Raw genomic sequence first — 26,684 nt, 5'->3', positions numbered from 1 at the left:
CCTCCCGCCGGGGCAACGCTAGAGCGTTTCCGCTTTTAACGGAAACGCTCTAACTATCTGTTTTTACGCAATTCCGGACGCAAAACCGCTGCGCACTTTTGCTGGAATTGCTCTAATGTCAGACCGTCTCCCAGCCGTCCTTGTCGCCGGCGCGGAAGATCGCGTCGATGGCCTTCTGGTTCAGCACCGATTCCTCCAGCGTGAAGACGCGATCGCCGCCGCCAAGTGCAGCACGCACGAAGGCTTCTGCTTCGAGCTTGTACTGCTGCACGCCCGGGAAGCGGAAGACCTGCGCTTCAGCATGGTTCTGGTTGTGCAGTTCGACCCGGTGATGGTCGTAGACGCCGGCATTGAAAGGCGAGGCCAGTTCGATGAAACCCTTGTCGCCATGGAACACCATCGACTGGCGCCCGGCCATCTGCGTCGAGACATAGAAGGACAGTTCGAAATCGCCGAAATCGGCGCGCACGGAGGAATAGACATCGGTGCCGAAGGTCTTGTCGCGCTCGATCGTCGCCTGCACCCGCAACGGCTCGCGGTCAGCCGCGAAGCGCGTGGAAACGATCGGATAGACGCCGATGTCCAGCAGCCCGCCGCCACCGAGATCGAGCTGGTTACGCATGTTGGCGGGGTCGACATTGTAATAGGTGAAGCAACCCTGCACCTGACGCAGCCTGCCGATGGCGCCGTCGGCAATCAGCTGGCGCACCTTGATCCACTGCGGATGGTAGATGACCATGAAGGCTTCGCAGACCAGCACCTTGTGGCGGTCGCGCAGCGCAATCAGCGGCGCGATATCCTTGGCGTCGAGCGCCAGCGGCTTCTCGACCAGCACGTGTTTCTTCGCCTCGATCGCCTTGGCCGTCCATTCGACATGCTGCGAGGTCGGCACGGGGATGTAGACGCCATCGACATGCGGTGAGGCCAGCAACTCTTCATAAGAGCCAAAGGCATGCGGCGCGCCGAAACGGTCCGCCAACGCCCGCGCCTTGCCGACATCGCGGCTGGCCACGGCCGTCAGCACGCCATTGCCGGAATCGGCAATGGCCGGCAGAACCTGCTCACGTCCGATCTTGGCCGTCGACAACACACCCCAACGAAACATCCGGCATTTCCTCGCAAGATTCTGTGCTGGCGAGACTTGCGCGAAACGCGCCGAAAAACCAGTGCCGTTGCGGCAGCTTTCTAGCTGCGCCGCCCTGACAGCGTCATGTCGAATTCGACGACGTTGGAGTAGATCGGCGTTCCGACATCCATGCCGTAGCGCGAGCGCAGCACCCTGCCGGTGACCCGGAAGGTGATCATGCCGCCGGCAAAGGATTTGAGTTCGGCCTGGAACTTCTCCGACGAGGTCTTGCCACGGGCGGTGAGATTGCCGGTTATCGTTGCCGTGGCCTCGCCGGTCCGCCGCACGCTGGTCGAGCGAAAGCGGATCTCGGGATCGTTGGCGGCATCGAAGACCGCATCCGAGCGCAGGAACGCATCGATGCGCCCCTGACCGGTACCGACACTGGCCGGCATGATGGTGATGTTGACCTCGGAACGGTCGGCATCGGCATTGTCGACGCGGATGTTGCCGGTGAAACGGGCGAAGGCGCCGTCGAGGCTGCCGCCGCCGGCCTTGCCGATGGAAAAGCGGATGCTGGATCCGGCCGGGTTGATCGTATAGCGGCCGCCGGCGGCGGAGAGCGAGGTCGCCGCGTAGGCAGCGGAGCTCGCGACGGCTATCGCGGCGAGCATGAAAAGGGCGAGACGGCGAAACGACATCGGAGCTTTCCGGCTGAGTGCGGTACTCGCTGGATCAACGCATCATGCAGGGCGTCTATTCCGGTTCAGTGTCATCACGCTGGCGTGAAGGTGAGATCATGCGGGCAAGCACGTTGTCTCCCAGCCGGAAATGATGCCGCAAGGCAGCCAGCACATGCACTGCCACCAGCGCAATGGCCACGTAGGCCAGATAGGCGTGCGCTGCCCGCCACCAGGCTTCACCCCGGTCCGAGACCGCAACAGGCAGGTTGGGCATCACGAACAGGTCGAACGGCATGCTTGGGATTTCGAGAACGGAAGCCGACACCAGCGCCCAGCCGGTGAGCGGCAGGAGAAGTTGCAGCGCATAGAGCGCGACATGGGCGGCCGGCGCTGCCCGCCTTTCCAGACGCCCGGTTCCGGCTGGAAGTCGCGGTGCGGCATTGGCCAGCCGCCAGCCGACCCGCAGCACGACAAGACCCAGCAGCAGGAAGCCGAGGGACTTGTGCAACTGGATGAGCTCGAAGGCCGTGCGCTGGCTGGCTACCCGAACCATGGCGAGGCCAAGCACGATCTGGCCGATGAGCAAAGGAGCGATCAGCCAATGCAGCAGGATCGCGATCCAGCCATAGCGGGTGTGAGTGTTCCTGATCGGGAATGCCATGACGGATGAACGACCACGGCGCGGTCAATCATCCCGGTCACGCCAGCGGAAGAAATCGACGAAGGCGCGCAGAGCCGGTCGCATCTGGCGCCGGCTCGGGTAGTAGATCGAGAAACCCTCGAAAGATGGGCACCAGTCTTCCAACACCCGCACCAGACTCCCCGAGGCCAGCGGCTGCGCGACATACTCCTCGAAGACGAAGGCAAGACCGGCGCCATCGACGGCGGCGCGGACGATCGCACCATCGACGCCGAGGATCAGCGGCCCTTGCACCGGCAGTTCGATCTCCTCGCCATCTTTCTCGAACTCCCAGCGATAGAGCACCCCGCTCGAGAAGCGGAAGCGGATGCAGCGATGGCCGACGAGGTCGCGTGGATGTTTCGGCTTCGGCATCCTGGCGAAGTAGGACGGCGCACCAACCACGGCACTGCGGATCTGCGGACCGATGCGCACGGCAACCATGTCCTGCTGCAGGCTCTCTCCAAGCCGCACGCCGGCATCGAAGCCACCCTCGACCACATCGGTGAAACGGTCTTCTATGACGATGTCGAGCACGATCTCGGGATAGGCCTTGGCGAAGGCCCCGAGCTTCGGCGCCAGCACGAGGTTCAGCGCGGTGCGCGGAACGGTCAGCCGCAGATTGCCGGCGGGACGGTCCCTGGCCTCGACCGCTGCTTCCAATGCCAGGTCGATCTCGGACAGGGCCGGACGCAAGCGTTCGAGCAGCCGGGCACCCTCTTCTGTCGGCGCGACCGAGCGCGTGCTGCGCGCCAGCAAGCGCACGCCGAGACGGGCTTCCAGGCTGGACACGGCATGGCTGACCGCCGAAGGCGCAATCGCCAGGTCGCGCGCGGCGCCGCGGAAACTTCCCCTGTCCGCCACGGCGGCAAGCACGGCAAGTTGGGCAAGATGGCTTCGATCCATTGTTCTAACTTTTAGAATAGCTCGTGCAGTTATGAGACAATTATCGAACACAAGGCAAGGCGCTATCTCTCTCGCATCGCAACCATCGAGACCAAGGAGCATCGCGATGCAAAAGCGCAAACTCGGAACCGAACTCTCAGTCTTTCCAGTCGGCCTCGGCTGCATGGGCATGAGCTTTGCCTATGGCGGCCAGGAGGAAGCGGAAGCGATCCGTACGCTGCGGCATGCCGTCGACATCGGCGTCGACTTCTTCGACACCGCGGAAGTCTACGGTCCCTTCGACAATGAGATCCTGGTCGGCAAGGCGCTGAAGCCGGTGCGCGATCATGTGACCATCGCCACCAAGTTCGGCTTCAAGATCTCCGAACAGGGCAGCGGCACGGAGCGCATGATCGGCGTCGACAGCCGGCCCGAGCATGTCAAAGCCGTCGCCGAGGCATCGCTGCGCCGGTTGGACACCGACGTCATCGATCTGTTCTACCAGCATCGGGTCGATCCCGATGTGGCGATCGAGGACACGGTCGGCGCGATGGCGGAACTGGTCAAGGAAGGCAAGGTGCGCGCACTCGGCCTTTCGGAAGTGAGCGCGGCAACACTGCGACGTGCCCATGCCGTGCATCCGATTGCCGCCGTACAGAGCGAATACTCGCTGTGGAGCCGTGATCCGGAAGAAGAGATCTTCGATGTCTGCCGTGAACTCGGCATCGGCTTCGTGCCCTACAGCCCGCTCGGACGCGGCCTGCTGACCGGCACGATCAGCAAGCCGGAGCAGCTTGGCGCCGATGACTGGCGTCATACCTTGCCGCGCTTCCAGCCCGAGGCGCTGGACGCCAATGCCAAGGTCGTGGCCGTGCTGGAACGCTTCGCGAAGGAAAAAGCCGTGACGGCCGCCCAGCTTGCCTTGGCCTGGGTGCTGCACCAGGGCGACTTCATCGTGCCGATCCCCGGCGCCCGCAAGATCCATCACCTGGAGCAGAATACAGGAGCGGCTGCAATCAAGCTGACCAGCGCAGAAGTCGCCGAGATCGGCAACGCGCTGTCTCCCGACAAGGTGATCGGCAAGCGCTACACGGAAGAAGCGCTGGCTCGGGTCAACGGCTGATCTGCAGCAATCGGCCCGGTCTTTCCTTCTCCCCTTGTGGGGGAAGGACCAGCTTTCACCGAGGCTCGTCCGTGATCCGAGGCCACACTAACCGCGCTGAACCATCAGGAAGAGGGCTGCTACCAGCAGCACAAAGAGCCCTGCGGCTGCCGCGACGATCCCCAGAAGAGCGAACCAGGTCCGTACATTGCCGAGGCTTGGCCTGTGGCCGTCGGCGCTCTTTGTGCCGAGAAACGCCCACGCCCCGAGGAGCACTGGCGTGGCCCCTCCTACGATCATCGCCACTTCTCCGTCTGGAGCGGTGGTTCGCCAGATCATCCCGAACAGGTAAATCCCGGCGATCGTTCCAACGACAAGAGCGCCAAGAATGAGAAGGATGCGCATCGTGTGCCTTTCGCTGCTTACCAGTGCTCGACCGTGATCTGCGGCCACAACCGCACGGCACGTTCACCCTTGGCCTCGTGGGTTTCGCGATTGTCCATCACCCTGTTCGGTGTGATGCGGAAGGAAAAGATATCGTCGAGGCCGAACGGAGCGATGACGTCGATATCATTTGCCACCGTCAGCCGAACGCCCACGGCATGCGTACGCGAGGCGAAATAGCCGAGCGCCTCGGCGCTGGAGCGATAGGCCGGGCAAATGCGGCCGAACCGGTCTGGATACCAGAGATGCACGCGGGCCTGGTTGCGCACTTCCACTGGCAGCGGCAGGCATTCGAAATGCGCGGCCGCGCGCCGGATGACGGCATCCTCCGCCTCGTAGGAGAGGTCGGCGCCGTCACAGTAGAAGAGGTCGATGTCCTTGATGCCATGGCCCGACGGCTTGCCGGTCAGGCTGTTCCAGACGCTGTTATAGATCGCGCCCGAGACGACCATTCCGTCCGGCAGGGTCAGGTCGCGGGCAAGCTCGAGCGCTTTCCAGACGATAGGGTCGGCCCGCAGAATCGTCTTGAGAGCAGCTGCCTGATCGGCAAAGGGCAGGCCGGAATGGCGCAGGTGATGCATGAGCCGAGAAGACGGCGATTCGCCAGTTTGAGCAACGCGCCGTCCCGTTGAAACGGAAATGGCCCGCGAGGTTTCGCGGGCCATTTCCGAACTTGAGGCGTCCGGATGTATCAACATCCGGACCTCTGGTATCAAGCAGACGCTTCCTGGATCGCCGACAGCTTCCAGTCGCCGCCGCGCGGGCGGGTGAAGGTCCAGAGCTCGGTCGTCTCGCTGAGCCTCTCGTCGCCCTCGACCACCTTGCCGGTCTTGCGGTCGCGCATCACGTCGATCGACTCATAGCGGAAGGCCGCCGTGGCGTAGTCCTGGTTGTCTTCACGCCAGGCTTCGGCGATGTCGGCCTGCACCAGATGCACGTCGGCAACGTCGTTGCGAAGGCCGTTCTGTGCATTGTCGGCCAGCTCTTCCGAGAAGTAGGACACCATTTCGGGCGTCGACAGGCGACGCAGGCCGGCATGGTCTTCCTTGGCGAAAGCGGTCTGGACTTCGTCCAGCATGCGCTCGAACCGGTCGAGGTCTTCCTTGCCGAGCTCGATGTCCTGCGAGGCCGGAGCCGCCTGGGTACCAAATCCCGGGATGCCAAACGAACCCGCACGGCCATTGCCGGCCGGGCGCTCATCCTCGACAGCGTCGCGATTGGCCATGCGTCCGAACATCTCGCCAGGCCCGCCGGCGGCCGGACCGCTGGCCGTCGCCGTTGCCGGCGCCTGGCGCGAGCGGAAGAAGCGCAGCGCCAGCATCACGACAAGGCCGACCAGCAGAAGCTGCACGATGAAACCAAGCGCGCCGGCCATGCCGCCGAAACCGTAGCCGAACAGGACGCCAAGCAGACCGCCGATCAGGATGCCGCGCATCAGGCCGCCACCGAGACCGCTGAACAGCCCGGGGCGCTGCTGCTGCGCCATGCCAGGCTGCTGCTGCCGCGTCGTCGCGGTCGGTCCGGTGTTCGGTGTCATCGAGCGTTCGACCGGAGCGGTCGGGGCCGGCGCGGTGCGTGTCGGCGGCGCCGACTGGAAAGTGCGCGTGCCGCGGCTGCCAAAGCTGCCGCCGCGCCGGGCGTCGGCGAAATCGGTCGACACCAGCGTGAACGCCATCAGAAGCGTGGCCAACAATGCAAATGAACGTGTCTTGCCAGAGATCATCGGGTCCTTCTCCCACAACCCGCTCCGGTGAAAATGCAAAGCGGGCCCAATTCAGCGGTCCGACATCACGTCTTGCATAGACGTCAGAGGGGCCCGGTCCGCGCACGGGATGTGGGAAATGCCGACGCGCTTTGCAAGAGCCGGTACATGGAAAAGGCAGAGGCGACAGCGACATTTCCAGGTTTGCGGTGCGTCCTTCGAGGCTCGCCCGGCTATGATCGCGCTTAGTTTCCACCGGCTCGCGGGCTCGCACCTCAGGATGAGGGCCGTTGGGTGCCAGGGCGCCAGTTCTGATGCGTCTCGGAACCTGAGCGCGGTTGTACAACGGCCCTCATCCTGAGGCGCGAGCCCGCAAGGCGCTCGAAAATTCATGCAAAACTTGCCGGCGAGCCTCGAAGGACGCACCCAAGCGCTCGCGTTCAACCCTGCTCTCAGATCATCTCCAGCGGCACCTTGCGACGCGGCGGCGAAAAGACCGCGTCGAGTTCGGCGAGATCCGCCTTGGTCAGCACGAGATCGGCAGCGGCGCGATTGGCGCGGACATGTTCGGGCCTCACCGCTTTCGGAATGGCGATGACACCCTCGTGGCGCAGCACCCAGGCCAGCGCCACCTGCGTGGTGCTGACACCGTGCCGCCCGGCGATCGCGGCAAGCCTGTCATCGCCTGCGAAGCCGCCCTGCCCGATTGGCGAATAAGCCATGACCGGAATGCCGGCCCGCTGCGAAGCCGGCAAAAGATCGAACTCGATGCCGCGGCTTTCCAGATTGTAGAGCACCTGGTTGGTCTGGACGCCGTTGGAGACACGCGTCAGTTCCTGCATGTCGTCGACGTCGAAATTGCTGACGCCCCAGTGGCCGATCTTGCCGGCAGCCATGAGTGCCTCGAAGGCCTCGACCGTCTCGGCCAGCGGCACGCCGCCACGCCAATGCAGCAGGTAGAGATCGATATGGTCCGTGCCCAGCCGCTTCAGGCTGCTCTCGCAGGCCGAAATGGTGCGCTGGCGCGAGGCATTCGACGGCAGCACCTTGGAGACCAGGAAGACCTCGTCGCGGCGACCGGCGATGGCCTCGCGCACCACCTCCTCGGCGCCACCCGAAGCATACATCTCGGCGGTATCGATCAACGACATGCCGAGATCGAGCCCAAGCCGCAGCGCCGCCACCTCATCGGCGGCGCGGCGCCTGTCCTCGCCCATGTACCAGGTGCCCTGGCCGAGCACCGGAACATCGACGCCGGCGGGAAGTCGCGTGGTACGGATCGCCGGCATCGTTGCTATCTCCCATACAGACGGTCATGTGGCCCGGATGGGCCACGCCGGCGATTGAGACGCCCCGGATGCGTCAACATCCAGGGCAAGATGTTAAGTCCGCAGCACGCCGCCGGTCTGCTTGGCGACGTTTTCGACCACGCGCCTGGCCAGCGCTTCGAAATCCTCGTCGGTCAGCGTCTTTTCCACCGGCTGGATCGCAATCTCAATGGCGATCGACTTCTTGCCGGCACCGAGCGCTGCCCCTTCGAAAACGTCGAAGACGGAAACGCCGGTGATCAGCTTCTTGTCGGCGGCGAGGGCAGCGCGCGTCAGCGTGCCGGCCTCGACCGCCTTGTCGACGACAAAGGCGAAATCGCGCTTCACGGCCTGGAAGGCCGAGAGTTCCAGTTTCGGCTTGGTGCGGGTCGGTTTGGCCTTTGGCTCTGGAATGGCGTCGACGAACACCTCGAAGCCGCAGAGCGGACCGGACGCATCGAGCACCTCCAGCGCCGTGGGGTGGAACTCACCGAAATGGCCGAGCACCACCTTTGGGCCGAGCTTGATGACGCCGGAGCGACCCGGGTGGTACCAGGACGGCGCGCCCGTCTCGATCTGCAGCCGATCGACCGGTGCGCCGCAGGCTTCGAGCACCGCGATGGCGTCGGCCTTGGCATCGAACACGCCGACGCCCTGGGCGTTGCCGGCCCAGTGGCGGCCGGAACCGTCGAGCTTGGCGGTGCCGCGACGCACGCCGGCGGCGACACGGCGCTGCGTTTCGGGCGTATCGCCTTCATAGGTGCCGGACACCTCGAACAGAGCCACATCGCCAAAACCGCGATCGGCATTGCGCTGCGCTGCCGCGACAAGGCCGGGCAGCAGCGACGGCCGCATGTCGGACATGTCGGCAGCGATCGGGTTCGCCAGCTTCAGGTGCTTCTGGCCGCCGCCGAACAGCTCGGCGTGCCTGGCCGGGATGAACGACCAGGTCACGGCTTCCATCATGCCACGCACGGCCAGCGCACGCTTAGCTGCGCGGGTGCGGATCTGCAGCGTGGTCAGGATCTTGCCGTTGACGACGCCATGGCTGGACAGCGGCTGCGGCCGGATCTCGTCGACGCCGTGGATGCGCATCACCTCTTCTACCAGGTCGGCCTTGCCGTCGACGTCGGGGCGCCAGGACGGCACCGCGACCTCAACCACGTCGCCGTCGCCTTTCACCACGAAACCGAGGCGGGTCAGGATGTCGAGGCTTTCCGCCTTCGGCACATCGATACCGGTCAGGCGCCTGACCTCGGACACCGGGAAGGAGACGACCTTCGGCGTGAAGCCGGTCTCGCCGGACACTTCGATCTCGGCCGGCTCGCCGCCGCACAGGTCGAGCACCATGCGCGTGGCAAGCTCGATGCCCGGAGTGTTGAAGACCGGATCGATGCCACGCTCGTTGCGGTAGCGCGCGTCGGTGATGATGCCGAGCGTGCGACCGGTGCGGGCGACGGTCAGCGGCTCCCAGACGGCAGCCTCGATCAGCACGTCGGTGGTGTTCTCGTCACAGCCTGAATGTTCGCCACCCATGACGCCGGCGATGGATTCGACGCCATTGTCGTCGGCGATGACACACATGTCCGGGGTCACCGAATAGGTACGACCGTCGAGCGCCAGCACGCTTTCGCCTTCCTTGCCGCGGCGGACCACCAGATTACCCGCAACCTTGGCGGCGTCGAAGACGTGCAGCGGCCGGCCGCGATCGAAGGTGATGTAGTTGGTCATGTCGACCAGGGCGTTGATCGGCCGCAAGCCGATCGCCATCAGCCGCTGCTGCAGCCATTTCGGCGACGGGCCGTTCTTGACGTTGCGCACCAGCCTGAGCGCGAAGACACGGCAGAGATCCGGCGCTTCGATCCTGACCTTGACCGGGGTGGCGCCCTTGCCGGCGACCGGTTCGACCGGTGCGGTCTTCAGTCTGCCGAGCCCCGATGCAGCAAGATCGCGCGCGATGCCGTAGACGCCGGTGGCTTCCGGATGGTTCGGCGTCAGGTTGATCTCGATGACCGGATCGTCGAGATGGGCATAGGCCGCGAAGGAGGTGCCGACCGGCGCATCCTGTGGCAGATCGATGATGCCGTTGTGCTCGTCCGACAGTTCGAGCTCGCGCTCGGAACACATCATGCCATGGCTTTCGACACCGCGGATCTTGCCGACCGAGAGGGTGACGTCGATGCCGGGCACATAGGTGCCTGGCGCCGCGAAGGCGCCAATGAGACCGGCACGCGCGTTCGGCGCACCGCAGACGACCTGAACCGGCGTACCGGAGCCGATGTCGACGCTCAGCACCTGCAGCTTGTCGGCGTCCGGATGCCTGGCAGCCGTCAGCACCCTGGCGATGACGAAGGGCTTGAGCGCCGCCTTGTCGTCGACCGCTTCGACCTCGAGGCCAATCGAGGTCAGACGCTCGACGATCTCGTCCAGCGTGGCATCGGTTTCGAGATGATCCTTGAGCCAGGAGAGGGTGAATTTCATGGGTTCACTCGTTTCGTATTGTTGCGGTCGAGCACTTCCACCAGCCGGAAACGCTCGCAAACCAGAATCATGTCAGGCGAATAACCGCCGTTGCGGCCGAAATAGGCTTCGTGCGCCTCTCGCCAGTAATCGTAGGACAGGTCGCCTTCGCCCTCTTCGCGCGCAAAGGCGGCATCGACCTCGTCGAAGCGCTTCATCTCGATCGACAGCGTCTCGATGACCGCGGCACGGCGGCCCAGGCCATCGAGCACGACATCGCGCCGTCCGACCTGCGGCACCGGCTCGTGATCGCCGAAGTCACGCAGTGCCCCGCAGGTCGCGGTCTTGCGGCCTGCCAGCACCAGCGCCAGCAGTTCGTCCTGCAGTTCCGGACTGTCGCCGAAAGCAAAGGTCACTGCGGGGTCGCCGACTTGCCGTCCAAGTGCCCAGACACCAGGCGTGATCTCGGCGAGAAGTAGCCATTCGCCGCTAGCATCGTTGCGATACACGCCCAAGGTCTTGGTCTCATTCGGGTAGAGCGGGTCGCCAAAGGTCAACGCACGCGGCTCATCGTTCCGGGAAACGATGCTCCCCAGTTCGGTCGTCGGCTCGGCGATGCCCCAGTCGATCTGGAAACGGCCAAGCGGTGTGTCTTCAACCGTCTTCATCATCAGGTGCTGAGGCCACCGAACAGCGTCGGCATGTCGAGCGGGCGGAAGCCGTAATGCGACAGCCAGCGCACATCGGCGTCGAAGAAGGCGCGCAGGTCCGGCATGCCGTATTTCAGCATGGCGATGCGGTCGATGCCCATGCCCCAGGCGAAGCCCTGGTATTCGTCGGGATCGAGCCCGCCGGCGCGCAGCACATTGGGATGCACCATGCCGCAGCCGAGGATCTCCATCCAGTCGTTGCCTTCGCCGAAGCGCACTTCACCCGGCCGCGAACGGTCGCACTGGATGTCGACTTCGAGGCTCGGTTCCGTGAACGGGAAGAAGGACGGCCGGAAGCGCATCTTCAGGCTCGGCACTTCAAAGAACGCCTTGCAGAACTCTTCCAGCACCCAGCGCATGTTGGCGACGTTGGCCGTGCGGTCGATGACCAGCCCTTCGAGCTGGTGGAACATCGGCGTATGGGTCGCGTCCGAATCCATGCGGTAGGTCTTGCCCGGAATGACGATGCGGATCGGCGGCTTCTGCACCTCCATGGTGCGGATCTGCACCGGCGAGGTGTGGGTGCGCAGCAGCCTGGCTTCGTTGCCCTCGGCCGCCTGCAGGAAAAACGTGTCGTGCATCTCGCGCGCCGGGTGGCCGACAGGGAAGTTGAGCGCGGTGAAGTTGTAATGGTCGGTCTCGATATCCGGACCTTCGGCGATGGCGAAGCCCATATCGCCGAAGATGGCGGCGATCTCGTCGATGACCTGGCTGATGGGGTGGATGCGGCCGCGCTCGGCCGGCGACTGGCGCACCGGCAGCGTGACGTCGACCGTCTCGGCAACGAGTCGGGCGGCGACGGCAGCATTCTTCAGTTCGGCCTTGCGGGTGGCAAGAGCCTCGGTGACGCGGTTCTTCAGCCCGTTGATCGCGGGGCCCTGGACCTGGCGTTCCTCGGCGGTCATCGCGCCCAGCGTCTTCAACAGCTCCGAGACAGAGCCCTTCTTGCCGAGGGCGGCGATGCGCACGGCCTCGATGGCCTGCTCGTCGGCAGAAGCTGCAATGTCGGCAAGCAGCGCGCTCTCCAGGACTTCGAGATTTCCAGCGTTGGCGTTCACGATAAAACTCTTTCGATCGGGGCTACGCGGCAGCGATCTGCCGATAGCCATTTGGTTGCTTTTGAGCGCGGCATAAGAAAAACCCGCGCCGGCCGAGCCAGCGCGGGTTTCCCAAATCAGATTTCGAAAAGCTTGGGAAGACGCTGGCTTAGGCGACAGCGCTTTCAAAAGCATTCGGGGTGGTGTTCTTCAGATATTCGAGCGCGACCTTGGCCTTGCCTACGAGCACGGCGAAAGCCTGCGGCTCGTGGATAGCCATGTCGGACAGGACCTTGCGGTCGATCTCGATACCAGCCTTGTTGAGGCCGTCGATGAAGCGGCCATAGGTCAGGCCGTGCTCGCGGACAGCGGCGTTGATGCGCTGTACCCAGAGCGCGCGGAAGTTACGCTTGCGCGCCTTGCGGTCGCGATAGGCGTACTGCAGCGACTTCTCGACCGCCTGCTTGGCGATGCGGATGGTGTTCTTGCGACGGCCGTAGAAACCCTTGGCGGCTTTCAGGACCTTCTTGTGCTTGGCGTGGGCGGTAACGCCTCTCTTTACGCGTGCCATGTCATGATCTCCTTAAATTGGGGCGCAGCCGGCTCAGAGGCCGTTCGGAAGGAAGTTCTTGATGACCTTCTTGCCATCCGGTTCAGCCAGAACCATCGTGCCGCGGGCATCGCGAATGAACTTGTTGCTGCGCTTGATCATGCCGTGACGCTTGCCGGCCGCAGCCGACAGGACCTTACCGGTCGCAGTGATCTTGAACCGCTTTTTGGCGGCGGACTTGGTCTTCATCTTGGGCATTTTGCTACTCCTATGCGAAGGCTTTAAGCCTTCTTGTTGTTGTTTCCGGGCCGACCAAAGCCTGGAAAGCAAGTTAAACCGCCACGGCATGCCCTGCCGGGCGGTTTTTCTGGAACGCGGCCCTATACTGCAAAGATGGCGGGTGTGCAATCCCTGCCGGTGTTGCAGCGTCAATACAGCCAGAACAGGATCGGTACCAGCCCGTTCTCCTGGCCTTCCTCGATCAGCTCGAAGAAGGGGATGGCTGCCAGGAACACCAGCCCGTCGCGCAAGGTGAGATTGAAGACGCGCGTGGTGAACGTCACCTCGGCCTGATCCCGGTAGAGGAACGGGTTTGGCAGAAAACGCGGCACGCGCCGCAGATAGTCCTCGTAGGGCGCGCCGAGCACGCTCTTCAGATAACGCTCTTCCCGCAGTGCAACGATGTGGAACACGGCCGCGCAGAGCAGCGCGGAGGCGATCGTCACCACCACACTGCCGGTCTGGGCGCCGATGCCGGCAGCGGCGATCGTCGAGAAGAAATACAACGGGTTGCGCATGATCGAATAAGGACCCGTCGAAACCAGCTCCGCGGATTTGCGCCCGCCGATGTAGAGGATCGACCAGAGCCGGCCGCCGATACCGACCAGGATCAAGACGAGCCCTGTCGATTCGATCCGCTCATGCGCGAGCTCGTCATGCAACGAGCCGCTGAAGGCAATGAGCCCGAAAAAGGCAGCAATCAGCACGGCGAGCCCGCCGCGCCGTCGCCGCTGATAGCGCCCCAATGCTTCGAGCGCCTCGGATGATGGGATCGTGGGCATGAAAGAAAACCCGACCGCAGAACTGCGATCGGGTTTTGTCGGATTCGTTTGCGGAATTTGTCGGGTGCGTTTGTGGAATTTACCCGATCTGTTTGCGGAGAAATCGTGGCGGTCAGGGCAACCGGAAAAGGATCGGCAGCGCGCCGGACCCTTGCGCGTTCTCGATCAGTTCGAAGATCGGCATGGCGATCAGGAAGACCAGGCCGTCGAGCAGGGTGTTGAGCAGGAGGCGCGGACGGAAGGAGCCGGTATCGCCTTCCTCATAGAGCGAAAGCTTGGGAATGAAGCGTGGCACGCGCGCGAGATAGTCCCTGTAGGGCGCGCCGAGTTCCGCAGAGAGAAAACGCTCTTCGCGCAGGATGACGATGTGGAACGCCAAGGCGCAGAGCAGGCCGAAGCCGACAGTGGCGACGATCGAGCCCATCTGTGCGCCGACGCCGGCGGCGGCCAGCGTCGAGAAGACATAAAGCGGGTTGCGGGTTATCGAATACGGCCCACCGGTGACGACCTCGTGCGACTTGCGCCCGCCGATGTACAGCGTCGACCACAGGCGCCCTATGATGCCGAGGAAGATCATCAGCACGCCGACCATCTCCACGCTTTCGTGGACGAAGGTTTCAGGCGGATAGACTGCCTCCCCGAACAGCAGCGCCGCAAACATCGCAATGATGAGGATGGCCAGGACCAGGCGCCGGAGAGATTGATAGGTGCCGAGCGCGCGCCGGGCGTCCGTCTCGGCAATTTTGTTGTTCATGTTCAGAGGTCCGATCGTCGCTGAGCGTCGCATGCAAGGCGACAAATCACCGAGTTGAGGCAGGAAAAAGGCGCCCCGCTTTCGACGGGGCGCCTTCGTCCGAATCCGGCTGGCTCGGCCACGATCAACGCGGCGCCAGCACCATCATCATCTGGCGGCCTTCAAGCTTCGGCTCCGCCTCAACCTTGGCGATGGTGGCGACTTCCTCACGCACCTTGTTGAGAAGCTGCATGCCGAGTTCCATATGCGCCATTTCGCGGCCACGGAAACGCAGCGTCAGCTTGACCTTGTCGCCTTCCTCGAAGAAGCGGCGCACGGCGCGCATCTTCACGTCGTAGTCGTGGCTGTCGATGTTGGGGCGCATCTTGATCTCCTTGATCTCGATGACGCGCTGGTTCTTGCGGGCCTCGGCGGCCTTCTTCTGGTTGGCGTATTTCAGCTTGCCGAGGTCGAGGATCTTGGTGACCGGCGGGACGGCGTTGGGCGAGATCTCGACCAGATCCAGCCCCGCTTCCTCAGCCAGCTGCAATGCTTCGTTGATGGAAACGTCACCGCGGTTCTTGCCTTCTGCGTCGATAAGCTGGACGCGGGGGACGCGGATATCCCGGTTTGCGCGCGGGCCATCCTTCGTGGGCGCCGCTGCTTTGAAAGGTCTGCGAATTGTCGTGGTCTCCTCGAGCCGTTGGCGTTCTGGAATTCAGTTCAAAATTTGCTTTGGCGCGTCAATGTGGTGACCGCGCGGCGCGAGTCAATAGCACAGGCGCGACAACAAATCACCTGTTCAGGCAAATTAGTCCTACTGTTGCTTTCTGAACCAAGCAAAGAACTGAACAGCGCTCTTTTCGCTGCGTCCAGGCCATGCCAAGAAGCGCAACCTCGAGCGGGCGCGTCGAAGGGATACGCCGGCTCAAAACAGTTGAAGCTGCGCATCGCTCCTGGTCGAGCGATGCCTTAGGAACCGCACCATGCAGCCAACCGCTCCCGACTTTCTCGATGTCGACGGCACATCCATCGCCGTCCGCCATCAGGCCGGCAAGGCTCCGGGCCTGGCCTGGCTTGGTGGTTACAAGTCCGACATGCTGGGCACCAAGGCCGAGACGCTCGCCGACTGGGCCCACAGGAACGGCCACGCCTTCCTGCGCCACGACTATTCCGGGCACGGCGAATCCGGCGGTGACTTCAATGACGGCACGATCTCGACCTGGCTTGCCCAGAGCCTGGCCGTCTTTCGCCGATACGCCGCCGGCAAACAGATCCTGGTCGGTTCCTCGATGGGCGCCTGGATCGCGCTGCGCATGGTGCAGGAACTGCGCAAGGCCGGCGACGATCGTGTCGCCGGACTGGTGCTGCTCGCACCAGCGCCCGACTTCACCGCCGAACTGATCGAACCGACATTGACCGATGCACAGCGCCGCGATCTTGCCGAGAACGGCTTCTTCGCCGAGCCGTCCGACTATTCCGACCAGCCTTACATCTACACGCGCGCCCTGATCGAGGATGGCCGCGACAACCTCGTCATGACCGACCCGATCGACACGCATTGCCCTGTCCATGTCATCCAGGGCCTTGCCGATCCCGACGTGCCGCACACCCATGCGCTCAAGCTGGTCAGCCACCTGCCCTCCGACGACGTCACGCTGTCTCTGGTACCGGAAGGCGACCATCGGCTGTCACGCCCGCAGGACTTGGAGTTGCTGCAGCGCGCCGTCGAAACCCTGGTCAAGCGGGCCGGCTGATGCGCATCTCCATTCCGATATCGGCCTTCGTCGCCGCGATCGTCGGTTTTGGCGGCACACTCGCCATCATCATCGCGGCCGCCAATGCCGTTGGCGCCACGCAGCTGCAGACGGCAAGCTGGGTCACCGCGCTGTGCATCGCCATGGCGGTGGAAACGGCGTGGCTGTCCTGGCGCACCAGGATGCCGATCATCAGTGCCTGGTCGACACCGGGCGCGGCGCTGATCGCGGCGTCGAGCGGTTTCCCGATCGGCGAAGCCGTCGGCGCCTTCCTGATCGCCGGCGCGCTGCTGGTGCTGACCGGCCTGCTCAAGCCGCTGACCCAGCTGATTTCGAAGATCCCGGCCTCGGTGGCGTCGGGCATGCTGGCCGGCATTCTCGTCACCTTCGCGCTCAACGCCGTCAGGACCATTCCGGTCGATCCCTGGCTGGTGCTGCCGCTGATCGCGGCCTTCTTCCTGATCCGCCTGTGGAACCCGGCGCTGTCTGTGCTGGCGGTGCTGATTGGCGGCGGGCTTGCCGCTTTCCTCACCGGCCGCGTCGGCAGCCTGCCGGCGCCGGAGCTTTCGACGCTGACACTGATCGCACCGGTCTTCACCGCCAAGGCGGCGATCGGGCTGGCACTGCCGCTCTATCTCGTCACCATGGCCTCTCAGAACCTTTCCGGTCTCGCCGTGCTACGGGCCGCCGGCTACAATCCCGAGCCCGGTCCGTTGATCAGCTTCACCGGGCTGGTATCCTTCCTGCTTGCGCCATTTGGCGCGTCGACCTCCAATCTGGCCGCGATCTCGGCAGCGATCTGCACCGGACCTGACGTGCACCCCGACCCTGCCGAGCGCTGGAAGACCGGGCCATTCTATGCACTCGCCTATGTCGTGTTCGCGATCTTCGGCGCCTCGCTGGTGGCGATCTTCGCAGTGTTGCCGCAAAGCCTGATCGTGCTGGTCGCGGGCCTTGCCTTGCTCGGGCCATTCACCAACGCACTGACCATCTCACTGAAGGACGAGCATGAACGCATGGCGGCAACGACGGCTTTTGTCGTCACCGCCTCGGGCTTGACCCTGTTCGGCGTTGGCGCCGCGTTCTGGGGTCTGGTCGCCGGAATGATCGTGGTCGTGCTCGATCACGCAAAAAATCGCTAGGCTTTACAGGCGGTTGCCCTGGCACCCAGGCGTTTGTGCTTGAACAAGGGGGCAACCCTTCCCACTTCGATCGGGAGCAGCCGTGCTTGGCTGCCTATGGAGCGTTTCCGTTCTTCACGGAAACGCGGAAACGCTCCAGGTTTTGGTTTCGCCGCATTGTGCGACGCCAAGTGATGTCACTTGGCTGCAAATGCTTAACCGAAGGAACGGGAGAAATGAACACGACTGCATTGATCCGCCCGGCCTGGACGCCGGCAACCATCGCGCTGATGGTTCTTGGCTTCGTGGTGTTCTGGCCGCTGGGCCTCGCCATGCTCGCCTACATCATCTGGGGCGACCGGCTCGACGGCTTCAAGCGCGACGTCAACAAGGCCACCGATGGCATCTTCGCCGGCTGCCGGCGTGGCGCCGACAAGGCGCATCGCTGGGGCCATGCCTCCGCCCGCACCGGCAATGTCGCCTTCGACGACTGGCGCGACAAGGAACTGGAGCGTCTTGCCGAAGAGCGCCGCAAGCTCGATGAAGCGCTGTCCGAATTCGATGACTATGCCCGCGAGCTGCGCCGCGCCAAGGACCAGGAAGAGTTCGACCGCTTCATGGCCCAGCGCAACAAGCCGACCGCGCCGGCCACCACCAAGCCCGCCAAGGGCAAGGGCACGAACCTGCTCGACGACTGATCGATGCGATCAGCATGAGTTCCAGCGGCGTCGCCAAAAGCGGCGCCGCTGTCGTTTCGGAGACCCGCCCCAGCTCGCCGAAACAATCAAATCGTCATCCGGCGGCAATCACATCGCCGCGAAGACCGCTACAGATTTCCTCGAATCGCTTATGTTCCTCATATGTCCTTCGCCTTCTTCCGCAACCTGACCAAGCCCAGGCCCGCCCCGGTCGAGGAGCGCGAGCACCATGTGGCCGGGCGGACGCTGCCGCTCCGGATCGTGGAGAACGAACGCGCGCGGCGCCTGACGCTGCGGATCGATGCCGGCGGGCAGGGCTTGCGCATCACGGTGCCGCCAGGGCTGCGCCAGGGCGAGGTCGAAAGGTTCCTCAGCCGCCACCAGGGCTGGCTCGAACAGCGGCTGGCCAAGGTTCCGGACCGGCCGCAGGTGCGGCCGGGCATCAAGATCCCGCTGCGCGGTGTCCCGCATCTGGTCGTGCACGAGCCGGGCAAGCGCGGCACCGTCGTGGTCGGTGCAGACGAGACCGGTCCGACACTCACCATTCATGGCGACCGGCTGCATTTGCCGCGCCGTGTCGCCGATTTCCTGAAACGAGAGGCCAAGCGCGATATCGAAGTGCTGGTGCAGCGCCACACCGGCGCGATCGGTCGCAAAGCGAAAAGCATTCGCTTCAAGGACACGTCGAGCCGTTGGGGCTCCTGCACCGCGGACGGCAACCTGTCCTTCTCGTGGCGCATCATGATGGCGCCGCCACCGGTGATAAACTATCTGGTGGCGCATGAGGTGGCGCATCTGAAAGAGATGAACCACGGCCCGAAATTCTGGAAGCTGTGCGCAGAGCTGTGCCCCGACACCGAGCGTTGCAAGGCCTGGCTGAAGAAGAATGGCGGCGCGCTGCAGGCGATCGCGTTCGATTAGGGATTTCTTGCAAGCCGCCCATCATGTCGGATCGATGCGCGTGTTGGTGAGCTCAATTCACCCGTCAGTCCGGCCCGTCAAGCTTTGCAATCCCGCCTGCAGCGCATCGTCGTCGCCCTGTTCGACACCAAACAGAACGTCCAGCAGCGGGAACGTGCCGCGATAGAAGGCCATGCGCTCGTGCATCGGCTGGGATATCGGCATGTGCCGTTCGACCAGGGTGACGAAGTCGTCGCCGAAGCCCGCGGCCAGGCTTGCGAAATCATAGGCTGGATCGCCGATGCCGCAGCCTGCGAAATCGATCACGCCCGAGAGCCGGCCGTCATGGACCAGGATGTTGCCGGCGCCGAAATCGCCATGGATAATCGCCCGGGCAGCCATGCCGGAACCGGACAGGAAGGCACTGAACCGTTGCCTGATGTCCGCGACGACATCCGCCGGCAGCAGCGGGAAGGCATGGTCTTCGCATTGTCGCAGCAATTCATGCCATTCGGCCAGCGGATCGACGGCTTCAACGTCGGGCAGGAGCGAGACCGGCAGCGCATGCAATGCCGCCAGGAAAGCGGCCAGATCCCGCGCAAAAGATCTCTGCTCTTCGCCGGGCAGCATGCCGGGATCGGTTATCGGTTCGCCCGCGAGTTTGCGGTGCATGGAGACGACATGAGCGCCGACGTCACGCAGTTCCAGGACAGGCACAAGCGGCGGCAAATGCGGGCGCAACGCGGCCAGCACATCGGCCTCTCGCGCCAGTTCGCGAATGCCGGATGGATGAAATGGCAGCCGCACGATCGTCTCGCCGAAATCGAGCACGAGGTTGTTCTGGCCCGTCGCAACGACTTTCGGCGAGGGCGGCAGCTTCAGCGCCGCCGCGATCTCGGCGGGCGTCGGCCTGTCCGCGATCGGGTTCGAAGGGATATCGCGCACCTCGCTCACAGCGATTTCGTCAGCCAGAGGATGAGGTCGTCATCAACGCGCACGGGCTGATCAGCAGCCACCGGCTTTTCGCCATAGGTGATGCCGCGCCCGTCCGGAAGATAACCCAGCCTGACATAGAGACGCTGGGCCGCGCCGTAGTCGGCATAGAGACCGACCCCCAAGCCGATCACCGGCTTGCCTGCTGAGGCGGCGAGCTGTTCGAAGCGGCCGATCATCTCCGTGGCGATACCGCCGCGCCGCGCGGCCTGCGCAACGACCAGATTGTTTATTTCAGGAATGCCGGCTTCGCTGAAAGGCAGATAGTCCGACTGCCACAGCAGCGTGCCGTAGCCGACAACGTGCCGGCCCTGGAACGCGAGCAGCGCGACGCGGCGATCTCGAGCTGCTTCGGCAAGGTAGCCCTGCCAGAGCACGGAATCGGCATTCCAGGCTGGTCCGCCATCCGTCGCGGCGATCAAATCCAGATCGCCGGCCTCAAGAGCCCTGATGGTGAGGTCGTCCGTCATCGCCGTCAGTCTTCATTGCCGCAGTTCCGCACAAATGGCCCCGCCACCTGTCGGAAGCAACTCCACGGCATGGTCCAGACGGCAACGACAAACCGGCCAGGCAAGGCCCGGCCGGTCCGATTCGTCCACGTCAGGCGCTCCCACGCAGAAGCCGCCTAGCCTCCAACGATTTCGCTGAACTGCACGATCGGCGCGATATCCGTATAGTTGGCGACGTCCGCGGCGACTTCCGCCCGGTGTGGGGCGAACGTCTGCTGGAATATCTCCAGGCTCGGCGAGTAGACGTGGCATGCCGCGACGAACTCCGGCGCGCTTCCAGCCTCGCGACCCACAATGCCCTTCTCGATCTCGTAGCGCAGGCAGGCATCGCCGAGCCGTTGCTTTATGAGCGGCATGTGGGTGGTGCGGTAATAGTCGTGATCGAACCTCGAGCCGCCATCGGCCGGATAGTAGACGCTCATCTTGATCATGCTGGGCTCCTGCAGGGATGCCCCTCGGGGTCGGAGGGGCCTTTTTAAAGCCCGGACAATTTCTCAATGCCGGACAGGATGCGATATGCCGCCTTGATTCGGGCCGGGATCGGATAGCTCCTGTTGGCTAGAATGACGATGCCAACCTTCCTGGCCGGGATGAACGCGGCATAGCTGGCAAAGCCGTTGGTTGAGCCGGTCTTGTTGAGCCAGACGTCGCCGCCAGCCGGAACCGGAGGCTGAAGTTTCTCGGCCTTTTGCGGCTTGAACGCCATGTCGGCCGAGTTGCCGGCCAGCAGCGTGTCGAGGGCGGTTGGATAGGGATAGCTCTCCCAGCCCAGCCCCTGAGCCATCTCGCCGACCTTGTAGTAGCCGACATGGGTGGCGGTGATGGCACGACGCAGCTTCTCGTCCGACACCTTGCCATCGATATTGGCTTCGACGAAACGGATCAGGTCAGGAGCGGTGGTCTTGATGCCATAGGCTTCCGAATCCAGAACGCCGGGCGAGACGCGGATCGGCTTGCCGGTTTTGGTGTAGCCGTAGGCATAGTCACCCATGCGTTCCTTCGGCACGTGGATGAAGGTGTTGGACAAGCCAAGCTTGGGCAGGATTGTCTCCTGCATCAGCGCATCGAACGACTTGCCCATGCTTTCCGCGGCCAGATAGCCGAACAGGCCGATGCTGGGATTGGAATAACGCCGGTGTGTTCCCGCGGCGAACTCCGGTTTCCAGGCCCGGAAATAGGCGATCATGCCATCCTGATTGGTCACGTCGTCGGGAACCTGCAGCGGCAGGCCGCCGGCGGTGTAGGTGCCGAGGTCGAGGGCATCGACCTTGTCGAGGGCGCTGCCGGAAAGCGCCGGAAGATAGGCGCTTGCCTTTTCGGACAGGGAAAACGTACCGCTTTCGACGGCATAGGCGGCCAGCGTCGCGGCGAAGGTCTTCGACACCGAGCCGACTTCGAAGATGGTCTTTTCGGTGACTTTCTGGCCGCTTTCCCTGGAAGCGACGCCGTAGCCGAAGAAAGACTGCTGGCCGTTGATGGTGATGGCCACGGCCATGCCGGGCAGGTCGTTTTCCTTCATCAGTGGCCGTACGGTCTTGCTCACCAGCTGCTCGAGCCGGCGCTCGGCGTCCTTGTTGTCGGCGGCATGGGCATTGGCACCGAGTTGCAGAAGCGCGGCGGCAACGGTTCCGATTGCAAGAATTCTGGTCATGGTTCCTGGATCTTTCGATAGGTCGGTCATGTCAAACCTGCGAAGCGATGTGGCCGATCTCGGCGATGACGGCGTCGCGATCCCTGGAGGATATCCTGGGAATTTCGCAAAAGGCGGTCACGATCAGCGGGGCACGATCCGGCGGCCAGATCACAGCGATATCATTGTTGTTACCGTACTCGTCACCATTGGTACCGGTCTTGTCACCGACAAGCCAATCCCCGGGCAGGCCGGCGCGCAACCGTGTGTTGCCGGTCTTGTTGGTGATCAGCCAGGCCGCCAGTTGAGAACGCGAGGCGGCCGACAGGACATCGGTGAACAGCAGCTTGCGCAGGGTTTCCGCCATCGCTGCCGCCGTGGTGGTGTCACGCTGGTCGTCGGGACCGTCATGGATGTTCAGCGTGGGCTCGGTCCTGTCGAGACGCGTGATGTCGTCACCGAGACGGCGGCAGAAAGCCGTGACAGCCGCCGGTCCGCCAAAGCGTGCAAGCAACAGATTTGCTGCCGTATTGTCGCTGCGGGTGACGATCGCATCGCACAGTTCGGCGACGGTCAGACCAGGGCCGTCGACATGCGCCTCGGTGACCGGCGAATTCATCGTGACGAGGTCTTTCCTGGTGAACTTGATGCGTTCATCCAGCTTGCCCTCGCCTTTGTCGACATGCGCGAGAACCAAGGCAGCCAGCAGGGCCTTGAACGTGCTGCACATCAGGATGCGTTCGTCGGCCCGGTGCTGGATACGCCTGCCGCTGCCAAGATCGAGGATGGTCACGCAGAAGCGGCCGGGGTGTCTGCGTTCCAGTTCGGCGAGCTTGTTTTCAGCTTCTCCGCCGCGCTCGGCGCGTGCGATCGAACTGAATGCCGCCAGGGTCGGGATGGCAAGAAGGCTGCCGGCAAGGGCCTGCCGGCGCGAAAAGGACATCGTCATTCGCGTGTTCCATATCAGCATTGATTGAGGGAGAGGAACGAACGCCCTGGTCCGGGACCGTGGCCAGAGCGTTTCCGTTATCAACGGAAACGCGGAAACGCTCCAACTTTCTTGTTTTCCGCAATTCCGGACGGAAAACCGCTACGCACTTTTCCTGGAATTGCTCTGGCTCCCATTCGCGACTCTCGACAGCGACTATGGCGATGCCTCTTGCCCCAGGCAAACGATCAATTCTAAGCTCAGGCATGAGAGAAACTTGGTCATAGCCGATGGAAGTGTCGCAACTGCCGCTCAATGCCCTGCGTGCCTTCGAGGCTTCGGCGCGCCATTGCAGCTTCACCCGGGCCGGTCTCGAATTGCGCGTCACGCAGACGGCGATCAGCCATCAGATCAAGGCGCTGGAGGATGCGCTGGGGGTGACGCTGTTCAAGCGGCTGCCGCGCGGACTGACGATGACCGACGAGGGCCACGCACTGCTGCCGGTGCTCACCGATGCCTTCCGCCGCATGAGCGCCACCCTGAGCCAGTTCGAGGAGGGCAACTACCGCGAGATCCTGACCGTCGGCGTGGTCGGTACCTTCGCGATCGGCTGGCTGCTGCCAAGGCTGAATGGGTTCAAGGAACAGCATCCGCATCTCGACCTGCGCCTCAAGACCAACAACAACCGCTCGGACATCCTGCTCGACGGGCTCGATTTCTTCGTCCGTTTCGGCGACGGCGCCTGGCATGGCACGGAAGCCTTTCACCTCATGGACGCCCCGCTCTCGCCAGTCTGCGCTCCGGCGCTGCAGGCCGATCTCGGCACTCCAGCCGATCTGGCCAATGCCGAGCTGCTGCGATCCTATCGGATGGACGAATGGAAGCTGTGGTTCAAGGCTGCCGGCATGGGAGCGCCAAGCCTGCGCGGCTGGATGTTCGATTCCTCGCTGACACTGGTGGAGGCAGCCGCACGGGGCGTCGGCGTCGCACTCGTTCCGGTGGCGATGTTCAGCCACGACATCGCAACCGGACGCATCGTGCGGCCCTTCGATATTGCCGTGCACACCGGCAGCTACTGGCTGACGCGGCTGAAATCGCGCGAGGAAACACCGGCCATGACCGCGTTCCGCGAGTGGCTGGTCGACACAATGGACAGCGACCGGGCCCGATAGACCCCGATCTCAGGACCCCGCCCGCATCGGCTCGCCCGGACGATAATTCATCGCGATCTTGTTGCCGGCGGTCTGACCGCCGTCGATCGGCAGCAGCGCGCCGGTGATGAAGCTGGCCTCGTCCGAGCAGAGCCACAGCACCGCGCTGGCGACTTCCTCGACGCGCCCGATGCGGCGCATCGGCGTGGCGAGCCCGGCCTGCCGCTGCGCCTCCGGCCCCGCCGCCTCGAGGTGATGCGTCAGAATCGGGCCAGGGGCAACGACGTTGATGCGGATACCGCGGTCGGCATAGTCGAGAGCGGCAGCCTTGGTGAGGCCGATGATGCCGGCCTTGCCGGCGACATAGCCTGCCAGGCCCGAGGTACCATTGGCGCCCGCGACGGAAGCCATGTTGACGATGGCGCCGCCACTGCCCTTCAGCATGGCGGCGATCTCGTGGCGCATGCCGATGAAGGTGCCGTCGATGTTGGTGCGGATGCCGCGCCCGAACCCATCGAGGTCGAGATCGGCGAGCGGCGCCGGCCGCGGGCCATCGGTGGCGTTGTTGAAGGCCGCATTCAGCCCGCCGAATTCGGCAACGGTCTGCTCGACCGCCCGCGCCATCTGCTCGTCATCGCCGACGTCGGCCTGGATGGCTACCGCATTGCCGCCATTTTCCCGGATTTGTCGGGCCCTCGCCTCGACCAGATCGCCCGAACGCGCAATCAACGCAACCGCGGCGCCGGCGGTGGCGAAGGCCTCCGCGGTCGCCGCGCCGATGCCCTTGCTGGCCCCGGCGACCAGCGCAACCTTGCCCGCAAACGGCACGGCCCTTTTCAACTCAGTCATATCAGCCCTCGAGTTTGACCTTTCGGTTTATTTAAAGTACTACCAATATGGTGAGAGTCAAATTTTTAGAAACGACGTGATGACAGGTCCTGACAGCGCATCCGCAGCCTGGCGGCTGATGTTCGACTTCTTCATGCGCTCCGCGCCGGAACGCTCGGAAAGCCTGCGCCAGCGCGGTCTGACACCCAATGACGCGAGGGCGCTTTCCGGCCTGGACGGCTCGCAGGGCAGGCCGATCGGCGAACTGGCGCGACAATGGAAGAGCGACCCTTCCAACACGACATGGGTTGTCGACCGGCTGGAAAAGGCCGGACTGGTCGAACGCAGGGCCGCACCGGAAGACCGCCGCGTGAAGCTGGTGGCGCTCACGACCAAAGGGCGCCGGACGCGCGACGAGCTGCTGGCTGAATTCCGCAGGCCGCCCCGTGAAATCACCGCGCTCGACGCCGATGATCTCGTCGCGCTGGAACGGATATTCAAGAAGATCTCAGCCGCGACACCTGCGGCCGACGATGACCGCTAAACGCCGACCGGTAAACGCTCAGTCGTCGTTGGCGGCGTTGAGTTCATCGGGCCTCAGCCCTTCATCTTCCTGGCGTGGCCACGGCAGGAATTTCCTGTCGAAGGCATCGCCGCCGAAATAGTCGAGCGCGCGATGCGCCTCGGCACCGTTGAAGGCAGCCTTGTCGATCAGATGCGCGATCACCTCACGCGCCTGGGCAAGCTTTTCCTTCAGCTCGGTGACGGTGTTCTCGGCCATGGCGATGCTGCTCCGTTTGCCGACAAGGTAGCTGCTTTCGCCATTTCGGCAAACCGTCGCTTTTCCTCGACTTTGCCGGCTTTTCGTGGCACTTGCCGCCCTATGGCACGCGAGATGGACACACGCGATATCAAGATATGCGGTCTCAGGACCGACGAAGCACTGGCTGCCGCGCTCGACAACGGCGCCAGCCATGTCGGCTTCATCTTCTTCGGCAAGAGCCCGCGCAACATCGCGCCTGCTGAAGCCGGGCGCCTGCGCCAGGCGGCGCGCGGTAAAGCCAAGGCGGTTGCTGTCACCGTCGATGCCGACGACGCCTCCCTGGACGGGATCGTGGCGGCAATGGCGCCCGACATGCTGCAGTTGCATGGATCCGAAAGCCCCGAACGCGTTGCTGAAGTGAAGGCCCGCTACGGCCTGCCGGTGATGAAGGCGCTTTCGCTACGCGAAGCCGGCGATCTCGCGGCTATCGCGCCCTATCGCGGCGTCGCCGATCGTTTCCTGTTCGATGCCAAGCCGCCAAAGGGTTCGGAACTGCCCGGCGGCAACGGTGTCTCCTTCGACTGGCGCATCCTGACCAGCCTTGACGCCGATCTCGATTACATGCTTTCGGGAGGGCTCAACGCGGACAATGTCGGCGAGGCGCTGGCGATCGCCAATCCGCCCGGCCTCGACATTTCATCCGGCGTTGAAAGCGCACCGGGGGTCAAGGATGTCCGGTTGATCGCAGAGTTTTTTCAGGCAGTGCGGGCAGCGCGCAAGATCCGCGCCGCCTGAGCATCGGACAGCATTCTAGGAGAGCGGCTATGAACAAGCCGGCATTGCCCAATTCCTTCCGCACGGGCCCCGACGAACAGGGGATGTTCGGCATATTCGGCGGGCGTTTTGTCGCCGAGACGCTGATGCCGCTGATCCTCGACCTGGAGCGGGAATGGGAGAAGGCCAAGAACGATCCCGCGTTCAAGGCCG

Annotated in this window: 31 protein-coding genes and 1 pseudogene; 9 read left to right on the top strand and 23 right to left on the bottom strand. The window is 63.8% G+C overall.

Translation table 11 applies throughout. The features are described 5' to 3' along the window. Positions 1-118: 118 nt before the first annotated feature. The 4 genes from ACFWYE_RS13745 to ACFWYE_RS13730 form a co-directional block, all read right to left on the bottom strand. Positions 119-1,105 (bottom strand): Gfo/Idh/MocA family protein, encoded by a 987-nt coding sequence (locus ACFWYE_RS13745; protein ID WP_379112047.1) that lies wholly within the window; start codon positions 1,103-1,105, stop codon positions 119-121. Positions 1,106-1,185: 80 nt separating this feature from the next. Beyond that, complete coding sequence (locus ACFWYE_RS13740) at positions 1,186-1,767, bottom strand: YceI family protein (protein ID WP_379112045.1); 582 nt, start codon at positions 1,765-1,767, stop codon at positions 1,186-1,188. A 55-nt stretch (positions 1,768-1,822) separates the two neighbouring features. After that, positions 1,823-2,410, bottom strand: coding sequence for a cytochrome b (locus ACFWYE_RS13735; RefSeq protein WP_379112043.1), 588 nt, complete (start codon positions 2,408-2,410; stop codon positions 1,823-1,825). 24 nt (positions 2,411-2,434) lie between these two features. Next, positions 2,435-3,334 (bottom strand): LysR substrate-binding domain-containing protein, encoded by a 900-nt coding sequence (locus tag ACFWYE_RS13730; RefSeq protein WP_379112042.1) that lies wholly within the window; start codon positions 3,332-3,334, stop codon positions 2,435-2,437. Positions 3,335-3,440: 106 nt separating this feature from the next. Here ACFWYE_RS13730 and ACFWYE_RS13725 point away from each other — a divergent pair, with 106 nt between their 5' ends. Then, entirely contained in the window at positions 3,441-4,436 is a 996-nt protein-coding gene (locus ACFWYE_RS13725) for an aldo/keto reductase (protein ID WP_379112040.1), read from the top strand. A gap of 87 nt (positions 4,437-4,523) precedes the next feature. On the opposite strand, the gene ACFWYE_RS13720 is transcribed toward ACFWYE_RS13725, so the two are convergent. The 12 genes from ACFWYE_RS13720 to infC form a co-directional block, all read right to left on the bottom strand. After that, positions 4,524-4,820: a hypothetical protein gene (locus ACFWYE_RS13720; RefSeq protein WP_379112039.1), complete on the bottom strand. Its 297-nt coding sequence runs from the start codon at positions 4,818-4,820 to the stop codon at positions 4,524-4,526. Between the two features lie 17 nt (positions 4,821-4,837). Continuing rightward, positions 4,838-5,440 (bottom strand): nucleotidyltransferase family protein, encoded by a 603-nt coding sequence (locus tag ACFWYE_RS13715; protein WP_379112038.1) that lies wholly within the window; start codon positions 5,438-5,440, stop codon positions 4,838-4,840. A 131-nt stretch (positions 5,441-5,571) separates the two neighbouring features. After that, the gene (locus ACFWYE_RS13710; RefSeq protein ID WP_379112036.1) at positions 5,572-6,582 is read right to left on the bottom strand and encodes a Tim44 domain-containing protein; all 1,011 of its coding nucleotides are present in this window, start codon (positions 6,580-6,582) and stop codon (positions 5,572-5,574) included. A 431-nt stretch (positions 6,583-7,013) separates the two neighbouring features. After that, positions 7,014-7,850: an aldo/keto reductase gene (locus ACFWYE_RS13705; RefSeq protein WP_379112035.1), complete on the bottom strand. Its 837-nt coding sequence runs from the start codon at positions 7,848-7,850 to the stop codon at positions 7,014-7,016. A 93-nt stretch (positions 7,851-7,943) separates the two neighbouring features. After that, on the bottom strand, positions 7,944-10,349 hold the full coding sequence (gene pheT / locus ACFWYE_RS13700) for a phenylalanine--tRNA ligase subunit beta (RefSeq protein ID WP_379112033.1): 2,406 nt from the start codon (positions 10,347-10,349) through the stop codon (positions 7,944-7,946). Next, positions 10,346-10,792, bottom strand: a complete 447-nt coding sequence (locus ACFWYE_RS13695; RefSeq protein ID WP_379112515.1) for an ASCH domain-containing protein — start codon at positions 10,790-10,792, stop codon at positions 10,346-10,348. The genes pheT and ACFWYE_RS13695 overlap by 4 nt, the downstream gene beginning before the upstream one ends. 206 nt (positions 10,793-10,998) lie before the next feature. Next, a complete protein-coding gene (gene pheS / locus ACFWYE_RS13690; protein ID WP_379064571.1) occupies positions 10,999-12,096 on the bottom strand; it encodes a phenylalanine--tRNA ligase subunit alpha in 1,098 nt (365 codons plus the stop codon). Positions 12,097-12,244: 148 nt separating this feature from the next. Beyond that, positions 12,245-12,646 carry a 50S ribosomal protein L20 gene (gene rplT, locus ACFWYE_RS13685; RefSeq protein ID WP_024924238.1) on the bottom strand — a complete coding sequence of 134 codons (402 nt, stop codon included), beginning with the start codon at positions 12,644-12,646 and terminating at the stop codon, positions 12,245-12,247. Between the two features lie 33 nt (positions 12,647-12,679). Next, positions 12,680-12,883, bottom strand: coding sequence for a 50S ribosomal protein L35 (rpmI, locus tag ACFWYE_RS13680; RefSeq protein ID WP_027166935.1), 204 nt, complete (start codon positions 12,881-12,883; stop codon positions 12,680-12,682). A gap of 170 nt (positions 12,884-13,053) precedes the next feature. Then, positions 13,054-13,686, bottom strand: a complete 633-nt coding sequence (locus ACFWYE_RS13675; RefSeq protein WP_379112032.1) for a methyltransferase family protein — start codon at positions 13,684-13,686, stop codon at positions 13,054-13,056. Positions 13,687-13,798: 112 nt separating this feature from the next. Then, positions 13,799-14,440, bottom strand: a complete 642-nt coding sequence (locus ACFWYE_RS13670) for a methyltransferase family protein (RefSeq protein WP_379064578.1) — start codon at positions 14,438-14,440, stop codon at positions 13,799-13,801. 124 nt (positions 14,441-14,564) lie between these two features. Beyond that, entirely contained in the window at positions 14,565-15,101 is a 537-nt protein-coding gene (gene infC / locus ACFWYE_RS13665) for a translation initiation factor IF-3 (protein WP_082407524.1), read from the bottom strand. A gap of 304 nt (positions 15,102-15,405) precedes the next feature. Here infC and ACFWYE_RS13660 point away from each other — a divergent pair, with 304 nt between their 5' ends. From ACFWYE_RS13660 to ACFWYE_RS13645, 4 genes are all read left to right on the top strand, one after another. Further along, the gene (locus ACFWYE_RS13660; RefSeq protein ID WP_379112030.1) at positions 15,406-16,176 is read left to right on the top strand and encodes an alpha/beta hydrolase; all 771 of its coding nucleotides are present in this window, start codon (positions 15,406-15,408) and stop codon (positions 16,174-16,176) included. Continuing rightward, entirely contained in the window at positions 16,176-17,318 is a 1,143-nt protein-coding gene (locus tag ACFWYE_RS13655; protein ID WP_379112028.1) for a benzoate/H(+) symporter BenE family transporter, read from the top strand. The genes ACFWYE_RS13660 and ACFWYE_RS13655 overlap by 1 nt, the downstream gene beginning before the upstream one ends. A gap of 215 nt (positions 17,319-17,533) precedes the next feature. Continuing rightward, entirely contained in the window at positions 17,534-17,995 is a 462-nt protein-coding gene (locus tag ACFWYE_RS13650; protein WP_379112026.1) for a DUF2852 domain-containing protein, read from the top strand. 162 nt (positions 17,996-18,157) lie between these two features. Further along, positions 18,158-18,916 (top strand): M48 family metallopeptidase, encoded by a 759-nt coding sequence (locus ACFWYE_RS13645; protein ID WP_379064586.1) that lies wholly within the window; start codon positions 18,158-18,160, stop codon positions 18,914-18,916. 57 nt (positions 18,917-18,973) lie between these two features. Here ACFWYE_RS13645 and ACFWYE_RS13640 read toward each other — a convergent pair whose 3' ends face one another. The 5 genes from ACFWYE_RS13640 to bla all read right to left on the bottom strand — a co-directional run bounded on the left by ACFWYE_RS13640 (position 18,974) and on the right by bla (position 22,976). Next, positions 18,974-19,849 carry a phosphotransferase family protein gene (locus ACFWYE_RS13640; protein ID WP_379112025.1) on the bottom strand — a complete coding sequence of 292 codons (876 nt, stop codon included), beginning with the start codon at positions 19,847-19,849 and terminating at the stop codon, positions 18,974-18,976. After that, complete coding sequence (locus ACFWYE_RS13635) at positions 19,846-20,358, bottom strand: GNAT family N-acetyltransferase (RefSeq protein ID WP_379112023.1); 513 nt, start codon at positions 20,356-20,358, stop codon at positions 19,846-19,848. The genes ACFWYE_RS13640 and ACFWYE_RS13635 overlap by 4 nt, the downstream gene beginning before the upstream one ends. 155 nt (positions 20,359-20,513) lie before the next feature. After that, positions 20,514-20,828 carry an EthD family reductase gene (locus ACFWYE_RS13630; protein ID WP_379112022.1) on the bottom strand — a complete coding sequence of 105 codons (315 nt, stop codon included), beginning with the start codon at positions 20,826-20,828 and terminating at the stop codon, positions 20,514-20,516. A gap of 44 nt (positions 20,829-20,872) precedes the next feature. Next, entirely contained in the window at positions 20,873-22,048 is a 1,176-nt protein-coding gene (ampC, locus tag ACFWYE_RS13625; protein ID WP_379112020.1) for a class C beta-lactamase, read from the bottom strand. 31 nt (positions 22,049-22,079) lie between these two features. Continuing rightward, complete coding sequence (gene bla, locus ACFWYE_RS13620) at positions 22,080-22,976, bottom strand: class A beta-lactamase (protein WP_379064594.1); 897 nt, start codon at positions 22,974-22,976, stop codon at positions 22,080-22,082. 269 nt (positions 22,977-23,245) lie between these two features. Between bla and ACFWYE_RS13615 the strand changes: the two genes are divergently transcribed. Further along, complete coding sequence (locus ACFWYE_RS13615; protein ID WP_379112019.1) at positions 23,246-24,127, top strand: LysR family transcriptional regulator; 882 nt, start codon at positions 23,246-23,248, stop codon at positions 24,125-24,127. Between the two features lie 9 nt (positions 24,128-24,136). Here the strand turns inward: ACFWYE_RS13615 and ACFWYE_RS13610 are convergent, their stop codons facing one another. Further along, on the bottom strand, positions 24,137-24,955 hold the full coding sequence (locus tag ACFWYE_RS13610) for an SDR family NAD(P)-dependent oxidoreductase (RefSeq protein ID WP_379112017.1): 819 nt from the start codon (positions 24,953-24,955) through the stop codon (positions 24,137-24,139). A 79-nt stretch (positions 24,956-25,034) separates the two neighbouring features. Between ACFWYE_RS13610 and ACFWYE_RS13605 the strand changes: the two genes are divergently transcribed. Then, positions 25,035-25,478 carry a MarR family winged helix-turn-helix transcriptional regulator gene (locus tag ACFWYE_RS13605; protein WP_379112015.1) on the top strand — a complete coding sequence of 148 codons (444 nt, stop codon included), beginning with the start codon at positions 25,035-25,037 and terminating at the stop codon, positions 25,476-25,478. A gap of 18 nt (positions 25,479-25,496) precedes the next feature. Here ACFWYE_RS13605 and ACFWYE_RS13600 read toward each other — a convergent pair whose 3' ends face one another. Continuing rightward, a complete protein-coding gene (locus ACFWYE_RS13600; protein WP_379112013.1) occupies positions 25,497-25,715 on the bottom strand; it encodes a hypothetical protein in 219 nt (72 codons plus the stop codon). 114 nt (positions 25,716-25,829) lie between these two features. On the opposite strand from ACFWYE_RS13600, the gene ACFWYE_RS13595 reads away from it, so the two are divergent. Both ACFWYE_RS13595 and ACFWYE_RS13590 read left to right on the top strand, forming a co-directional pair. Next, complete coding sequence (locus ACFWYE_RS13595; RefSeq protein WP_379112011.1) at positions 25,830-26,492, top strand: phosphoribosylanthranilate isomerase; 663 nt, start codon at positions 25,830-25,832, stop codon at positions 26,490-26,492. 29 nt (positions 26,493-26,521) lie between these two features. Beyond that, positions 26,522-26,684, top strand: a pseudogene (locus ACFWYE_RS13590) (tryptophan synthase subunit beta); the annotation flags it as partial.

Origin of the sequence: Mesorhizobium sp. NPDC059025 (genome assembly GCF_042739655.1) — a bacterium.
GTDB lineage: Bacteria > Pseudomonadota > Alphaproteobacteria > Rhizobiales > Rhizobiaceae > Mesorhizobium.
The sequence above is the reverse complement of the archived record's forward strand: the minus strand, read 5'-3'. Positions and strand labels throughout refer to the sequence as shown.

Bases quoted from the DNA above. Each gene is read 5' to 3' on its own strand.
- ACFWYE_RS13670 (WP_379064578.1), bottom strand. From the start codon at position 14,440: ATGAACAACAAAATTGCCGAGACGGACGCCCGGCGCGCGCTCGGCACC.
- pheT (WP_379112033.1), bottom strand. From the start codon at position 10,349: ATGAAATTCACCCTCTCCTGGCTCAAGGATCATCTCGAAACCGATGCC.
- ACFWYE_RS13630 (WP_379112022.1), bottom strand. From the start codon at position 20,828: ATGATCAAGATGAGCGTCTACTATCCGGCCGATGGCGGCTCGAGGTTC.
- ACFWYE_RS13745 (WP_379112047.1), bottom strand. From the start codon at position 1,105: ATGTTTCGTTGGGGTGTGTTGTCGACGGCCAAGATCGGACGTGAGCAG.
- rpmI (WP_027166935.1), bottom strand. From the start codon at position 12,883: ATGCCCAAGATGAAGACCAAGTCCGCCGCCAAAAAGCGGTTCAAGATC.
- ACFWYE_RS13610 (WP_379112017.1), bottom strand. From the start codon at position 24,955: ATGACTGAGTTGAAAAGGGCCGTGCCGTTTGCGGGCAAGGTTGCGCTG.
- ACFWYE_RS13650 (WP_379112026.1), top strand. From the start codon at position 17,534: ATGAACACGACTGCATTGATCCGCCCGGCCTGGACGCCGGCAACCATC.
- ACFWYE_RS13615 (WP_379112019.1), top strand. From the start codon at position 23,246: ATGGAAGTGTCGCAACTGCCGCTCAATGCCCTGCGTGCCTTCGAGGCT.
- ACFWYE_RS13660 (WP_379112030.1), top strand. From the start codon at position 15,406: ATGCAGCCAACCGCTCCCGACTTTCTCGATGTCGACGGCACATCCATC.
- ampC (WP_379112020.1), bottom strand. From the start codon at position 22,048: ATGACCAGAATTCTTGCAATCGGAACCGTTGCCGCCGCGCTTCTGCAA.
- ACFWYE_RS13705 (WP_379112035.1), bottom strand. From the start codon at position 7,850: ATGCCGGCGATCCGTACCACGCGACTTCCCGCCGGCGTCGATGTTCCG.
- ACFWYE_RS13655 (WP_379112028.1), top strand. From the start codon at position 16,176: ATGCGCATCTCCATTCCGATATCGGCCTTCGTCGCCGCGATCGTCGGT.
- ACFWYE_RS13730 (WP_379112042.1), bottom strand. From the start codon at position 3,334: ATGGATCGAAGCCATCTTGCCCAACTTGCCGTGCTTGCCGCCGTGGCG.
- ACFWYE_RS13720 (WP_379112039.1), bottom strand. From the start codon at position 4,820: ATGCGCATCCTTCTCATTCTTGGCGCTCTTGTCGTTGGAACGATCGCC.
- ACFWYE_RS13605 (WP_379112015.1), top strand. From the start codon at position 25,035: ATGACAGGTCCTGACAGCGCATCCGCAGCCTGGCGGCTGATGTTCGAC.
- ACFWYE_RS13725 (WP_379112040.1), top strand. From the start codon at position 3,441: ATGCAAAAGCGCAAACTCGGAACCGAACTCTCAGTCTTTCCAGTCGGC.
- ACFWYE_RS13675 (WP_379112032.1), bottom strand. From the start codon at position 13,686: ATGCCCACGATCCCATCATCCGAGGCGCTCGAAGCATTGGGGCGCTAT.
- ACFWYE_RS13600 (WP_379112013.1), bottom strand. From the start codon at position 25,715: ATGGCCGAGAACACCGTCACCGAGCTGAAGGAAAAGCTTGCCCAGGCG.
- ACFWYE_RS13735 (WP_379112043.1), bottom strand. From the start codon at position 2,410: ATGGCATTCCCGATCAGGAACACTCACACCCGCTATGGCTGGATCGCG.
- ACFWYE_RS13645 (WP_379064586.1), top strand. From the start codon at position 18,158: ATGTCCTTCGCCTTCTTCCGCAACCTGACCAAGCCCAGGCCCGCCCCG.
- ACFWYE_RS13715 (WP_379112038.1), bottom strand. From the start codon at position 5,440: ATGCATCACCTGCGCCATTCCGGCCTGCCCTTTGCCGATCAGGCAGCT.
- ACFWYE_RS13710 (WP_379112036.1), bottom strand. From the start codon at position 6,582: ATGATCTCTGGCAAGACACGTTCATTTGCATTGTTGGCCACGCTTCTG.
- ACFWYE_RS13635 (WP_379112023.1), bottom strand. From the start codon at position 20,358: ATGACGGACGACCTCACCATCAGGGCTCTTGAGGCCGGCGATCTGGAT.
- bla (WP_379064594.1), bottom strand. From the start codon at position 22,976: ATGACGATGTCCTTTTCGCGCCGGCAGGCCCTTGCCGGCAGCCTTCTT.
- ACFWYE_RS13740 (WP_379112045.1), bottom strand. From the start codon at position 1,767: ATGTCGTTTCGCCGTCTCGCCCTTTTCATGCTCGCCGCGATAGCCGTC.
- ACFWYE_RS13595 (WP_379112011.1), top strand. From the start codon at position 25,830: ATGGACACACGCGATATCAAGATATGCGGTCTCAGGACCGACGAAGCA.
- rplT (WP_024924238.1), bottom strand. From the start codon at position 12,646: ATGGCACGCGTAAAGAGAGGCGTTACCGCCCACGCCAAGCACAAGAAG.